This window comes from Nocardia abscessus (assembly GCF_015477775.1).
Lineage (GTDB): Bacteria > Actinomycetota > Actinomycetes > Mycobacteriales > Mycobacteriaceae > Nocardia > Nocardia abscessus_A.
In genome coordinates this window covers 116,716-130,969 of record NZ_JADLQO010000011.1, presented here as the reverse complement: position 1 = coordinate 130,969, position 14,254 = coordinate 116,716, and the positions used below count along the sequence as shown (strand labels likewise).

The window sequence follows — 14,254 nt, the reverse complement described above, 5'->3', positions numbered from 1 at the left end:
CACGATTCGGATGCACCCCGTGCGAACGCGCGATATATTGCATATTCTGTTTGGAAGTGGTATGAGGACTGGAGTTGACACGTGCCGATCGACATGAGGACACCCAGCGGCGACGTCGCGGTCGAGGCCGAGCTCATCGCCGTCGCCACCGAAGCGTCGGAGATCCTCGGGCGCCGGATCCAGCCGCCCGGCACCCACTCCCCCGAGTCGGCCAAGCGCCTGCTCGCGCAGCTGTGGGACGAGGCCATCGCGGTACTGTCCGACATCACAGATCACGCGGACATCCAGCGAACGACCGCGCTACTGGCCCGCATTCGCGCCGCCGAGGCCGGCCTGGCCGCGGCCGACGCCGCGAGTTCGGCCACCCACCTGCGGATGGCCGCGCAGGCGATCGCGCGATTACACGGCGCGCGCGGTGTCGACGACTTGCTGAGCCGGGCCGCGGAAGCGATGGGCGCGATGGGCTTCGACCGCGCGCTCGTGTCGACCACCGAAGGACAGCGGTGGCACCTGCACACCATGTTCGTCGTCGACGACAAGCCCTGGGCCGACGCGATTCTGGCGGCCGGACGCGAGTCCTCACCGACCCTCGACGGCCATCTGGTCGAGAGCGACATCGTGCAGCGGGCCCGGCCGGGGCTCGTCTTCGATGTTCAGCACAATCCTCGCGTCGTCCGGCCGCTGGTGGAGATGACGCACTGCAGTTCCTACGCCGTCGCGCCGCTCACCCTGAACGGCGCGGTCGTCGGACTGGTGCACGGTGACTACTACTTCCAGCGGCGCGAAGCCGATGCGACGGCGCGGGCGATGCTCGCGGTATTCGCCGCGGGCCTGGGCCACGCACTGGCGGGCGCGAGCCTGCTCGACGGCGTGACCGCGCTGCGCAGTGGACTGGATCGACTGACGGGCTCCGCGCCCGCCGACGCCTGCCACCCGGAGGGCCCCGCGCTCTCGTCGCGCGAACTCGAGGTCGTCGAATTGCTGGCGGCGGGCCGAGCGAACCGCCAGATCGCCCGCGACCTGGCGATCTCCGAGGCCACGGTCAAGACCCACATCACCCATATCCTGCGCAAACTCGGCGCGGCGAACCGTGCGGAAGCTGTCGCGTACTGGCTACGCGGCAGCGTCACACGGTGAGATCCGGGGTTGCCGGAAATCGTTCACAGTACTTACATAATATATAGTGCAATGAGTGGTGCGGGCAGGTGCGCTGTCCTCGCACCCATGTGAGAGGACAGTCCATGGCCGACACCATCATCGAGCAACTGGCCCGGTTCACCACCGGCGCGAACTACGACACCCTTCCTCCCGAGGCCGTCGACGAAGCCAAGCGCTTGCTGCTCGACGCGATGGGCTGCGCGCTCGGCGCCGTCGAGGAACCCAAGGGCAAGATCGGTATCCAGTACGGCAAGCTCACCGGCGGCACCGATGGCGACGCCACGATCATCGGCACCGACGACCGGGTGTCGATCTTCGGCGCCTCCTTCGCCAACGGTGAACTGATCAACGCCCTGGACTTCGACGCCGTGCTGCCACCGGGCCACGTCTCGCCCTACGTCCTGCCGACCACGATGGCCATGGCCGAGAGCCGGGGCCGATCCGGTCGCGAGGTGCTCGCCGCCGTCGCGCTCTCGCACGAGATGTCCTACCGCTTCTACAAGTCGATGGACTACCTGCGCGACGTCCAGAACGATTCGATGGACCTGTCCCCCGTGATCGGCTACAGCGTCACCGTTTTCGGTGGCACCGCGGCCGCGGGCAAGCTCGCGGGTCAATCCACCGAGACCCTGGCCAACGCGCTGGGCATCGCCGCCGCCACCGCCCCGGTGAACGCGATGCGGCCGTGGATCGAGCACGCCCCGAGTTCCACCCTCAAGTATCTGCTCGCGGGCACACTGACCCAGGCCAGCCTGACCGCGGTCTTCATGGCCGAACTCGGCCACACCGGTGACCTGCAGATCCTCGACGACGCCGAGGTCGGCTTCCGCAAGTACATCGGCACCCGCCGGTGGGAACCGCAGAACCTCACCGACGCGCTCGGCACCGAATGGCGCTTCCTGGCCGAACAGTCCTACAAGCCCTACCCGCACTGCCGCATCCTGCACGCGCCCCTGCACGCCCTCACCGAGATCCTCGAGACCAACGACATCCGCCCCGCGGAGATCGACGCCATCCGCTGCTGGGGCGAGGCCGCGGTGATGCACCCGCTGTGGCAGAGCCGGGTCATCGAGAAGACCCACGACGCGCAGTTCGACATCGCCCACGGCCTGTCGGTCGGCGCACACCGGGTGACCCCGAGCAGGGCGTGGCACGCACCGGAACTCGTGTTCAGCGACTCGGTACTCGGCCTGATGGACAAGGTCACCTTCGCACCGCACCCGAACTACTTCAAGGCGCTGACGGCACATCCCTCCGCGCGCCCGACCAAGGTCGAGGTCGACGCCCGGGGGACCACCTTCGTCGCGGAGCGCACCTACCCCAAGGGCAGCCCTTCCCCCGACCCGACCACGAGGATGACCACCGACGAACTGGTCGCCAAGTTCCGAATCAACGCGCGGGAAGTACTGTCCGAGAACAGGATCGATCAGGTCGTCGAGACCGTGCTCGGGGTGGACAAGGTCGACGATTTCGGCACCGTGATGCGTCTACTCGCGCCGAACAGCACGCAGGCCTGAGGATTCCACCCGCCCTACGAAAAGCCCCGCTCGTCCCCTACGCGCGCGGGGCTTTCGCATCCCGGTCCGGTCGGCCGCGACCGGTGACATCGACGGTAGACAGAGCACCGGGCGTGGCATGTCCAACTATCTGGACATGCCACGCCCGGTACAGCTTTCACGCGATACGCAATGCCCTTATGCGGTTGTAGAGGGTGGAGCGGCTGACGCCGAGCGCACGCGCGGCCTGCAGCTTGTTGCCACCGGCGGCTTCGAGGGCCGCCATGATGACCTCCCGCTCGGCCTCGCGGATCGGTGAGCCGGGCACCTGACCACCGCGGTGCGAGGCAGGCAGATCGGTGGGGATGATGTCGCCGGCCGATCTGGCACTCGCCACCACTTCCACGACCCGGCGCAGCTCAGCCAGGTTGCCCCGCCACGGTTGAGACGCGAGTACTCGCATCGTCTCGGCGGTGAACCGGGTGCCGGTGTGGCCCGTGACCTCGGTCAGCATCTGCTGCGCCAGCCCCGGGACCTCGTGCCTGCGCCTACGCAGGGGGACCAATTCCCTGCGGTCGTTACACAGCGCAGGCAGCGGAGCGTGTACGGCATCGAGGTGTTCGCCAGGCGTGGATGTGAGCACGATTTCGCGGGTGGTTTCCCGCAATCGCTGCGCGAGCAGCGCGGTGAGCTGCTCGGAGAGCAGCTGGATGTTCTCGATGATCACCGGGGGCCCGTCGCCCGCGAGCGTCTCGCCGAGCTGGGCGGCCCACGCGCTGTCACCGATGAGCACGATGTCGGTCGCGTCGAGTGTGCGGGCCGCGGGGCCGACCGAGCCAAGCGCCTCGGCGGTTCGGCCGGTCCCCGCCTCGCCGACCACGAGCAGCGGCCACAGCGGCATCCGGTCCGAGGCCACCCTGGCACGTCGAACACCGGACTCCTGGGTGATGTCGACGAGCACCCCGTCGGCTCCGTCGATCGACCGGCAGACCAAACGCACCGCACGGCCGGAGGTCAGGACGAGTTCCTGGCTGTCCTGACCGCCGACGGGCACGGCTTCGGCGCAGGCGCGCAACGCGGCATGGTCGGCCGGTTCGAGCAGGTCGACCGCGGCGGGGGTGGCGAGGACCAGTCCGTCGCCGATGACGACAACGGCCCGGCCCCGGCGGCTCGAGGCAGCCTGGAAGGCGCTCATCAACCTGCTCTGCGCACGGGGGGAATCACGCTGGAGCCGTTCTTCGATGTCGCGGACCATGCGGCGGGCCAGCAGCGCCGACAACCGGTGGTCCGCGCTGGTTTTGGCGCCGATCCCCAGCACACCTTCGAGGCGGCGGGTCACCGGATGAAAGATCGGATGCCCGTAGCAGGTGAATCCGCGAAACAGTGCCAGGTAGTGCTCGTCGGCGCGCACGAGCAGGCTGCGCCGGGTTTCCAGCGGGGTGCCGAGCGCGTTGGTGCCGATGCGGTCTTCACCGAGTTCGACACCCGGCACGATGCCGATATCGGACACCGCTCGGCGGATCGATCGGGCGGCGCCGTGGATGTCGACCACCCGGCCGGCCTGATCGGCGAGCACCAGCGCCACCGGCGTGCCTTCGAGCTCACTCGCGACCCGGCGCAGGACCGGGCTCGCCGCTCGCGCGAGGAAGCTGTCGGCGTTTCTGCTCGCGAGGTCGAACGGCGGCATCGCGTCTTCACGGATGCCGTTGAGCCGCGATCGGGCCCACGCCGACTCGATGTCCGGTCGAGTCGAATCCCGGTAAGCCTGCAATACAGTCATGGATACTCAACACCACCTTGTCCCGGCCGCCTGAACATGCGGTCGACGCCCGGTCCTCTGTGACCGAGCACACTCATATTTTATACACAATATCTGCTTGGCTCCTCGGCCTTTGCTGCGATGCCGACGATTTTCCGGTCGGCGTGGGAAGAATTTGTCCCAGGCACGGCCACACCGACGGGCATACCGTGGAGATATGACCGAGAGAGCGCCCCACCTTCGCGAGCTGGGCGGATTCCTGAAAGCACGGCGTGCCGAGCTCAGTCCCGAGGACGTGGGCTTGAGCGTGCACAGCGCCGTCGCGCGCCGGGTGGCAGGTCTGCGCCGCGAGGAGGTGGCGGACCTGGCCGCGATCAGCCACGACTACTACACCAGGATCGAGCAGGGCCGTCTCGCACCGTCGGAGCCGGTTCTGGACGCCCTGGTACGGGTCCTACGCCTGGACGACGCCCAGCGCGACTACGCCGAGAACCTGGTCCGGCGCTCCGATCGCCGCCCGGCCAAGCGAGGCCAGAAATCCGTGCGCCCCCAGCTGCAGCGTCTGCTCGACCAGCTCACCGAGACACCGGCCCTGGTGTTCGGGCGCTATCTCGACATCCTCGCCTGGAACCACCTCGCGGCAGCCTTGATCACCGACTTCGGTCAGATGACACCCCGGCAGCGCAACTATGTGCGGATGGTCTTCACCGATCCGGCGATGCGCACGCTGTACGACGACTGGGAAAGCGTCGCGCGCACGTGCGTCGCCATCCTTCGTATGAACGCCGCGGCCAATCCGACCGACCCCCAGCTCACCGCGCTCGTCGGAGAACTGTCCATCGCCGACGAACAGTTCTGCCAGTGGTGGGCGGCACGGAACGTGGCCCGGCAGGAGTTCGGCTCCAAGACGCTCCATCACCCGGATGTCGGCGAGATGACGCTGAATTGGGACACTTTCAGCTCGTCGGGCGATTCGGAACAGCAGCTGGTCCTCTGGTCGGCTGAGCCGGGCACGACCTCCCACGAGAAGCTGCGCATTCTCACCTCGTGGTCGGCACCGGTCCCCGAACGGGACGCGGCGGACCACCCGAACTGATCCCCACGGCCCCACTCGAGCCAATAGTGGTGCAGGCACTCCGACCTTGCCCAATTGACATATATTATATTTCCAGTAGTACGAGGAGCGGTCCGCCGCGGACGAAGGAGTAGTGCGATGCCGATTCCAGGCCTGGTCGACGTTTCCCCGGTGGGGCACGGGTGAGCGGGCAGCCGCTGGCGGGCCTGCGCGTCGTCGAGTTCGCCAGTTTCGTGGCGGGACCGTCGGCGGGTATGACCCTCGCCCAGCTCGGCGCGCAGGTCATCCGGGTCGACCCGCTCGGCGGCGGGCCCGACTATCGCCGGTGGCCGGTCGCTCAGCGCAACGGCGAAAGCCTGTACTGGAATTCGCTCAACCGGGGCAAGCAGTCGATCGCGGTGGACGTGCGTAGCGAGCAGGGCCGGGAACTGGTGCTGGCGCTGGCGACCGCGCCCGGCAAGGACGCGGGGATCGTCGTCGACAACGCGGTCGGGCGGCCGTGGTTCTCCTACGAGGCGCTCGCGGACCGCCGCGCCGATGTGATCAAGGTGCACATCGGTGGTCGGGCCGGCGGCGGTCCCGCGGTGGACTACACCGTCAACACCGAGGTCGGCGTCACCGATCTCACCGGGCCCGCCGATTCGCGTACCCCGGTGAATCATGTGCTGCCCGCGTGGGATCTGGTCGCGGGTATGACCGCGACCACCGCGCTGCTCGCGGCCCTGCACCGTCGGGAACGGTCCGGCGAGGGCGCGCATCTGCAGATCGCGCTGGCCGATGTCGCCTTGGCCGGTGTCGCGAATCTGGGGTGGCTCAGCGAGGTTCGGGAACGCGGTGACCGCCCGCGCCACGGCAACTACATGTACGGCTCGTTCGGGGCCGACTTCGTCACCGCCGACGAGGGGCGCGTCATGGTGGTCGCGCTCACGCCGCGTCAGTGGCAGGCGTTGTGCACGGCGACCGGCACGGCGAAGGTGATCGCCTCGCTCGAACAGACCCTCGGTGTGGACTTCGCCGACGAGGCGCACCGGTACATCCATCGCGAGACCATCGCCGCGGTGATGCGTCCCTGGTTCGCCGGCCGGTCCCTCGACGCGGTGGGCGCGGCGCTCACCGAGGCGGGCGTGCTGTGGAGCCGCTACCGCCGGATGAGTGAGGTGGTGGCCGATTTCGAGGCGGGCGTGGGCAGCCGTGTGCTGACCGAACTCGACCAGCCCGGTATCGGACCGGTCATCTCGGCGCACAGCCCGATCCGCGAGGACAGCGAGTACGGACCGGTGCGCCCGGCCGCCGCCCTAGGCGCCGATACCGAACAGGTCTTCGCCGAAGTCCTCGGTCTCAGCGACAGCGAACTCGGGGAGTTGCGTTCCGCAGGCGTCCTCGGGACCGCCGAATAGCGTTGCTGCCCTGACATTTACGTACAACAGTCGGGCCGGTGCGCGAAGACGACAGTGTCTTCGCGCACCGGCCCGAGTCGTGTGGACCAGCGACGCCGACCGGAACCGACCCCTGCGTTCGCGCCACCCCTCACTGATCGGCGCGAAGCGGAGAACTATTCGCTACGCCAGGTCACGACCTCGTCCACCGGCGCGCGCGTGGTGCGATAACTGTTGGCGGGATGATCGACGTCCGGGTAGCCGAACGAGATGCCCGCCAAAATCTTTCGGTCCTCGGGGAGGTCGAAGCACTCCCGGACGAAGGCCGAGCGGCCAGCCGGCGCGGCCTGCGGAATCGTGGCGATACCCAGGCTCGTCGCGGCGAGCAGAAAGGTGCCGAGGTAGAGGCCGCAGTCCACGGCCCGTACACACCCTGGTCGGCAGCCGTGTCTTCTTCCACAGCGTGTTCCGTTGCGCGCAGCCCGGCCGCAGTCAGCCGTCCACCGAGAGCACGCCCGCGGCCACGAGTTCGTCGACCTTCTCGGCCGGGTACACCTCACCGGCGACAGCGCGGGTGTCCGCACCCACTCGCGGAGCGACACCGGGGCGCTCGGGCCGCTCGCCGGCGAAGCGCCACGGCGGACGCAGCAGCGCGAGCCCGTCGTCCTGGGGCTCGATCATGCGCAGCCATCCGACCTGTTCGTGCTCGACGTAACCGGTCATCGACAGCACCGGCGCGAAGGGCACGTCCTCGGCAGTGAGCCGCTTCTCCCACTCCGCGAACGAGCGCTGTTCGAATTCGGCCTCGACGATCTCGACGAGCTCGAAATAGTTCGCCTCACGGGGCCGGTATTCCGCGAAGCGCGGGTCGACAGCGAGGTCGCCGCGGTCCATCGCCCGGCACAGCGCCTGCCAGAACTTCTGCGATGAAGACAAGTGCACGGCGATGTACTCCCCCGAGGCGGTCGGTGCACAGAAGTTCTGCGCCTGCGGATGCCTGCTACGCCGAGTCGGGTCGGCACCGAGTTCGAAGGCCTGGGTGATCCCGTCGGTGACAAGCACGCTGACCGCTTCCATGATGGAGGTCTCCACGTGCTGGGGTTCACCGGTGCGGTACCGGCCGACCAGCGCGGCGAGCACGCCCGCAGCGGTGCTCAGCCCGGTGACCAGGTCGGCGCTCAGGCCGCCGGTGAGCTGGGGATGGCCCTCGTCGCCGAGCAGGGAGTACAGGCCACCGAACGCTTGCCCGATGGTGTCGTAGGCCGGCCGGCCGGCCAGCGGGCCGCCCGCGCCGAAGCCGGTGACCGAGCCGTAGACGATGTCGGGGCGCAGTTCGCGGCAGACCTCCGGGCCCAGGCCCATCGCGGCCACCTTGCCGGGGCGCATGTTCTCGAGCACCACGTCGAAGCGCGGGATCAGCGCCTTCACCAGGGCGATGCCCTCGGGCTGCTTGAGGTCGACGGCCAGGCTGCGCTTGCCGGTGTTGTACTGACGGAAGTACGGGCTGGCGTCGTTCTGGTGACGGCGGAAGTCCTCGCCCACGATGGGGCGCTCCACCTTCACGACTTCGGCACCGAGGGCGCACAACATCGAGGTGGCGAACGGGAGCGAGATGTAGCCCCCGATCTCCAAGATCCGAATTCCGTCGAGCGGCCTGTGCTGCATAGCCTGTCTCCCTCTGATCACGTGCTCATATTATATATTATCTCCGCATCGCGGTGCCATGGGTCACATCCGGCGAAGGTCGATCGGCGCACGACAGCAACCGACAGAATAGGCGCAGTGGCGGCGAGCACAGCAGCCCTGGCCTGTGCGCTAAGTTATATCATATACTTTACATGAGCCGGGTCACATGGCCGCGAAAGGCGCTGCGCGTGAAACTACCGCTGACCAGGAATTCCCACCCGGACACAATCGCCGACGAGGACGATAGGTCTACCCATGAGTGTTCAGACAGAGTTGTGGCAGGGACAGTTCGACAAGCTGTTCATCGGCGGCGGGTGGGTGAATCCGGCAACGCAGCGCACGTTCGAGGTCGTCTCCCCCGCCACCGAACAACCCCTCGCCCGCGTCGCCGAGGGCAGTGAGGCCGATATCGACGCCGCTGTCGCCGCCGCTCGCGCCGCCTTCGACCGTGGCCCGTGGCCCCGGATGGAGCTCGCGGAACGGATCGCGGCGCTCACCCGCGTGAGCGAGATCCTCGCGGACCGGCAGGACGAGGTCGCGCGGCTGATCAGCGCCGAGATGGGGTGTCCGATCACGCTGTCGACACGGATGCAGTCGATGGGCACCCGCATGTTGCTCGACGCCTTCCTCGAACTCGCCCCGCAATACCAGTGGTCCGATATCCGCCGCTCGGTCACCGGCAACGCACTCGTCACCCGTGAGCCAGTCGGGGTCGTGGCCGCAGTGGTGCCGTGGAACGCGCCGCTGCAAATCGCCATCATCAAACTGGCGCCCGCACTGCTGGCCGGGTGCACCGCTGTGCTCAAGCCCTCGCCGGAGACCGCGATGTCGGCGTATCTGCTCGCCGAGATCTTCGAGCAGGCCGGTCTGCCCGACGGCGTGGTGAACATCGTCGTCGCGGGGCGCGAGGTCAGTGAACACCTGGTGCGCCATCCCGGCGTCGACAAGGTCTCGTTCACCGGCTCGACGGCCGCGGGCCGCCGGATCGCCGCCATCTGCGGGCAGGACCTGCGCCGGGTCACCCTCGAACTCGGCGGGAAGTCGGCCGCGGTGCTGCTCGACGACGCCGACCTCGATGCCGTGGTGCCGGTGATCCGGGCGCTGTCGCTGCGCAACACCGGTCAGGTGTGCAGCAACAAGACCCGCATCGTGGTGGCCCGTTCGCTGCGCGACGAGCTCTACGACCGGTTGCGCGACATGGTGGGATCGATGCCGGTCGGTGACCCGTTCGATCCGGCGACCGAGGTCGGTCCGCTGGTGACCAGCGCGCAGCGGGAACGAGTGGAGGGCTACATCGCGCAGGCCCGGTCCGAGGGCACCCAGGTGCTCGTCGGCGGTGGCAGGCCCGAGGGCCTGGACCGCGGCTGGTACGTCGAGCCGACGATCTTCGCCGACGTCGACCCCGACGCGCGGATCGCGCAGGAGGAGGTGTTCGGTCCGGTACTGACCGTGCACACCTTCGACACCGAAGCCGAGGCGATCGATATCGCCAACAACTCCGACTACGGCCTCAACGGTTCGGTCTTCGCCGCCGATCCCGCGCACGCACTGGCGGTAGCTCGCCACATCCGCACCGGCACCGTCGAACTCAACGGCACCCCCGCCGGTTTCTTCGCTCCGCTCGGTGGCTTCAAGAACAGTGGCATCGGCCGCGAAGCCGGGCTCGAGGGTTTCGACGCCTACATCGAATGCAAGTCCTACGGCCTGCCGCAGCCCCTGCTCGACACGTTGGCCTGACCCCCACTTCCGAAAGGTTCTCCATGCCTTCCCTTCCCCCCTTGGAAGCCGCCGTCGCACGGCTGGTCACCGACCTCGAGTACGACACGATCCCGGCCGAGGCGCTGGCCGGCGCCCGTCGGTTGATGCAAGACCAGCTGGCCGTGCAGATCGGCTGCGCGTCGCTGCCGTGGAGCCGGGCGGTGCTCGAGCTGACCCAGGCCTCGCACGCCCCCGGTTCCGCCCACGTCACCGCGTCAGGTGACGAAATGAGCGCCGCCGACGCCGCTTTCGTCAATGCGACCTACGGGCACGGTTTCGAGTACGACGACGCCCACCGCTCCAGCTCCAGCCACCCCGGCAGCGCGGTGGTCTCGGCGGCCGTCGCCGTCGGCGAGGAACTCGGTGCCTCGATGGCGCAGGTCATCACTGGCATCGTCGCGGGGTACGAGGTCTACACCAGGATCGGCATCCTGGCCGCGCCGCAGTTGCTCGAGCGCGGTTTCCATCCGCATGGTGTGTTGTCGGCGTTCGGCGCCGCAGCCGTGGTCGCGAAGATGCGCGGGTTCGACGCCGAGCGCACCGTGCACGCGCTGTCGATCGCGATGAGCCACAGCTCGGGCACCACCGAGTACACATCCACGGGCGGCTCGGTGAAACGGCTGCATTCGGGGATCGGTACCCGCAACGGTATTCGCGCCGCGGAGATGGCGGCGGCCGGCATCACCGGCCCGACCACGTTCCTCAGCGGCGGCAAGGGCTTCTACCGCACCTTCGTCGGCCGCCCGGTCGCCGAGGAGGACGCCGCCGAATTGTTCTCCCCGACAGACTCTTTCGAGATCACCCGCGTGTGGATCAAGCCGTACTGCTGCTGCGGTATCAACCACGCCTATATCGACGGCGCCCAGCAGCTGACCGCGCGGGCGGCCGAGGTCGAGTCCATTCGGCTCGGTATCCAGTCCGGCGGTGACGTGATCATCGGCAATCAGAACGCCAACGCCTACGCACCGCAGACCATCGAGCACCTGCAGTACAGCCTGCCGTTCCAGTTCGCGTTGGCGATCCTCGGCCGCGGCAACGGTTTCCGCGCCCACCACGACCACATGGCCGGGCGCCTGGACCTCAGCGAGGGCAGCGAGGTCGCCGAGATGGCGCGGCGGGTGAAGATCGAGGTCGACACCGAGCTCGACGCCGAATACCCGGGGCGCTGGATCGCCGACATCACCGTCACCTACCGCGACGGCTCCACCGAGCACGTCTTCGTCGACAACCCACGTGGCACCGCGGAGAACCAGATGACGCAGGCGGACCTGGATGCCAAGTTCCGTGACCTCACCGTCGCCGATCTGGGCGCCGAACGCAGCGAGGCACTGCTGACGGCGATCAACGACGGCGACCCCGCCACCCCGGTCACGGAGTTCGCCGCGCTCCTGCGCGTCTGATCGGATCGAAAGCCTGGTCGGGCCTGGTATTCACAAGGTACGACCAGGCTTTTCGATGTTCAGCAGCAGGTAGAGACGTTCGTTCTCATCGCTCCGGAATGACTGCGCCCCGGCGGGCCTGTTCGGTTCGCCGGGGCACAATCGGTGCCTGAACGATGATCAGGCGGTCTCGAAGGTGGCAGCCATACCTTGACCGCCACCGATGCACATCGTGGCAAGGCCTCGGCCGCCGCCACGGCGGCGCAGTTCGTGCAACAAGGTGGTGACCATGCGCACGCCCGTGGCGCCGATGGGGTGGCCGAGCGAGATGCCGGACCCGTTGACATTGAGCCGGTCGTGATCGCGCCAGCCCCAGCCTTCCAGGACCGCCAGGACCTGGACCGCGAACGCCTCGTTGACCTCGACGAGATCCATCGAATCGAGCAGCGAGACGGTATCGGTGCCCTGGCGCGCGGCGAGTTTCGCGACTGCGGGAACCGGGCCGATACCCATCCGGGAGGGTTCGCAGCCCGCGGCCGCCCAGCCGGTCAGGTAGCCGATCGGTTCGAGGCCGAGCGCGCCGAGTTGGTCCTCGGCGACGATGAGCAGCCCCGCGGCGGCGTCGTTCTGCTGGCTCGAGTTGCCCGCGGTGACGGTGCCGTCGGGCATGATCGTGCGCAGCTTCGACAGGGTCTGAGGCGTGGATTCCGGGCGGATCCCCTCGTCGGCGGCGAAGACCACCGGATCGCCCTTGCGCTGCGGCACGGTCACCGGAACCACCTCGTCGGCGAAGCGCCCTTCCGCCCAGGCGGCGGCCGCCTTCTGGTGACTGCGCGCGGCGAAGGAGTCGGCCTCCTCCCGCATCAGACCGTAGTCCCGCGCAAGGTTTTCGGCGGTCTCGATCATCCCGGAGATCTTGCCGAACCTGGCCACCGGCTGGGAGCGTTCGCGGCCGCGATCGAGCCGGTCGAACAGCTGCACAGTGCCCGCGCGGGCACCCCAGCGAGTACTGGTCGAGTAGTACTCGATGCGGCTCATCGACTCGACCCCGCCGGCCAGCACCACATCGGCGGCACCGGTCTGCACCATCATCGCCGAGGTGGCCAGGGCCTGCAGACCACCGCCGCAGCGCCGGTCGAGCTGCATGCCGGGCACGGAGATCGGCAGTCCGGCGTGCAGCGCCAGCCAGCGACCGACGCACGGCACCTCGGAGTTGGCGTAGGACTGGGCGAACACGACATCATCGATGCGTTCGGGGTCGACCCCGGAGCGCTCGATCACCGCGTTCACCACGGTGGCGCCCAGGTCCTCGACCGGCACGTCACGCAGGGAACCGCCGAAGGTGCCGACGGGGGTGCGGGTGGGTGCGACGATCGCCGCCCGGCGCAGTGTTGACATTCGCTGACTCCGATCAGATCGCGTTGCGCGCGATGAGCTGTGCGGCAATGACATTGCGCTGGATCTCGTTGGTGCCCTCACCGACGATCATCAGCGGCGCGTCACGGAAGTAACGCTCCACGTCGTATTCCTTGGAGTAGCCGTAGCCACCGTGCACGCGGATCGCGTCGAGCGCGATCTGCATCGCGGTCTCGGAGGCGAACAGCTTGGCCATGCCCGCCTCCATGTCGGCACGCTCCCCCGCGTCCAGCTTCTGGGCGGCGTCGAGGGTCAGCAGGCGGGCGGCGCGCTGCTTGGTCGCCATGTCGGCCAGCAGGTTACCGACGGATTGGTGCTTCCAGATCGGCTTGCCGAAGGACTCGCGTTCCTGCGCGTAGCGCACGGCGGCGTCGAGTGCGGCCTGGCCGACACCGAGCGCACGCGAGGCGACCTGGATGCGCCCGACCTCGAGGCCGCGCATCATGTGGCTCCACCCCAGATTCGGCACGCCGCCCAGGATGGCGTCGTCGCCGACCTTGCGGCCGTCGAAGACCAGCTCGCAGGCCTCCACACCTCGGTAGCCGAGCTTGGGCAGCTTCTTGGAGATGACCATCCCGTCACCGGGTTCGACCAGGATCACGCTCATGCCCTTGTGGGCGGGCTTGGCGTCACGGTCGGTGAGACACAACAGACCGATCAGGCCCGAGTGCGCGGCGTTGGAGATCCAGGTCTTGGAACCGCTGATGGACCACTGGTCGCCGTCGCGCACGGCGACGGTGCGCATGGCCTGCAGGTCGCTGCCGCCGGCGGGCTCGGTGAGTGCCATCGTGGCCCGGATCGCGCCCTCGGCCATCTTCGGCAGATACTTCGACTTCTGCTCGGGCGTGCCGAAGGTCTTGATCAGGTAGGTGATCACCGAGTGGCCGCCGATGGCGCCCGCCAAGCTCATCCAGCCGCGCGCGAGTTGTTCGGTGACCCCGGCGAAACAGGCGGTACTCACGTCGACCCCACCGAATTCGGCGGGCGCGAGCAGACCGAAGAAGCCGAGCTTCTTCATCTCCTCGATGAACTCCTCGGGGTAGATGTCGTCTTCCTCGAACTCGCGCACGCGGTTCTTGACCCGCTGATCGACGAAGTCGGCGACCAGATCGACCATCTGCTGCTCATCCGCTGTGAGGCTCATGCCTACC

Annotated in this window: 10 protein-coding genes and 1 pseudogene; 6 read left to right on the top strand and 5 right to left on the bottom strand. The window is 68.2% G+C overall.

What is annotated here, in order from left to right:
* Positions 1-93 precede the first annotated feature (93 nt).
* Together IU450_RS25635 and IU450_RS25630 are read left to right on the top strand one after the other, a co-directional pair.
* Positions 94-1,137 carry a helix-turn-helix transcriptional regulator gene (locus IU450_RS25635; protein ID WP_195152302.1) on the top strand — a complete coding sequence of 348 codons (1,044 nt, stop codon included), beginning with the start codon at positions 94-96 and terminating at the stop codon, positions 1,135-1,137.
* A 104-nt stretch (positions 1,138-1,241) separates the two neighbouring features.
* A complete protein-coding gene (locus IU450_RS25630) occupies positions 1,242-2,675 on the top strand; it encodes an MmgE/PrpD family protein (RefSeq protein WP_195152301.1) in 1,434 nt (477 codons plus the stop codon).
* Between the two features lie 157 nt (positions 2,676-2,832).
* Here the strand turns inward: IU450_RS25630 and IU450_RS25625 are convergent, their stop codons facing one another.
* Positions 2,833-4,434, bottom strand: a complete 1,602-nt coding sequence (locus tag IU450_RS25625; RefSeq protein WP_195152300.1) for a sigma-54-dependent Fis family transcriptional regulator — start codon at positions 4,432-4,434, stop codon at positions 2,833-2,835.
* 196 nt (positions 4,435-4,630) lie between these two features.
* Here IU450_RS25625 and IU450_RS25620 point away from each other — a divergent pair, with 196 nt between their 5' ends.
* Positions 4,631-5,509, top strand: a complete 879-nt coding sequence (locus IU450_RS25620) for a helix-turn-helix transcriptional regulator (protein ID WP_195152299.1) — start codon at positions 4,631-4,633, stop codon at positions 5,507-5,509.
* 161 nt (positions 5,510-5,670) lie between these two features.
* The gene (locus IU450_RS25615; RefSeq protein WP_195152298.1) at positions 5,671-6,885 is read left to right on the top strand and encodes a CoA transferase; all 1,215 of its coding nucleotides are present in this window, start codon (positions 5,671-5,673) and stop codon (positions 6,883-6,885) included.
* 155 nt (positions 6,886-7,040) lie between these two features.
* Here IU450_RS25615 and IU450_RS40030 read toward each other — a convergent pair.
* Together IU450_RS40030 and IU450_RS25605 are read right to left on the bottom strand one after the other, a co-directional pair.
* Positions 7,041-7,298, bottom strand: a pseudogene (locus IU450_RS40030) (nitroreductase family protein); the annotation flags it as partial.
* Positions 7,299-7,356: 58 nt separating this feature from the next.
* Positions 7,357-8,529: a CaiB/BaiF CoA transferase family protein gene (locus tag IU450_RS25605; protein WP_195152297.1), complete on the bottom strand. Its 1,173-nt coding sequence runs from the start codon at positions 8,527-8,529 to the stop codon at positions 7,357-7,359.
* Positions 8,530-8,805: 276 nt separating this feature from the next.
* On the opposite strand from IU450_RS25605, the gene IU450_RS25600 reads away from it, so the two are divergent.
* Both IU450_RS25600 and IU450_RS25595 read left to right on the top strand, forming a co-directional pair.
* Positions 8,806-10,287 carry an aldehyde dehydrogenase gene (locus IU450_RS25600; protein ID WP_195152296.1) on the top strand — a complete coding sequence of 494 codons (1,482 nt, stop codon included), beginning with the start codon at positions 8,806-8,808 and terminating at the stop codon, positions 10,285-10,287.
* Positions 10,288-10,310: 23 nt separating this feature from the next.
* A complete protein-coding gene (locus IU450_RS25595) occupies positions 10,311-11,708 on the top strand; it encodes an MmgE/PrpD family protein (RefSeq protein WP_195152295.1) in 1,398 nt (465 codons plus the stop codon).
* A 159-nt stretch (positions 11,709-11,867) separates the two neighbouring features.
* Here IU450_RS25595 and IU450_RS25590 read toward each other — a convergent pair whose 3' ends face one another.
* Both IU450_RS25590 and IU450_RS25585 read right to left on the bottom strand, forming a co-directional pair.
* On the bottom strand, positions 11,868-13,085 hold the full coding sequence (locus IU450_RS25590; RefSeq protein WP_228835108.1) for an acetyl-CoA C-acetyltransferase: 1,218 nt from the start codon (positions 13,083-13,085) through the stop codon (positions 11,868-11,870).
* Between the two features lie 13 nt (positions 13,086-13,098).
* Positions 13,099-14,247: an acyl-CoA dehydrogenase family protein gene (locus IU450_RS25585; RefSeq protein WP_195152294.1), complete on the bottom strand. Its 1,149-nt coding sequence runs from the start codon at positions 14,245-14,247 to the stop codon at positions 13,099-13,101.
* Between the last annotated feature and the right edge of the window lie 7 nt (positions 14,248-14,254).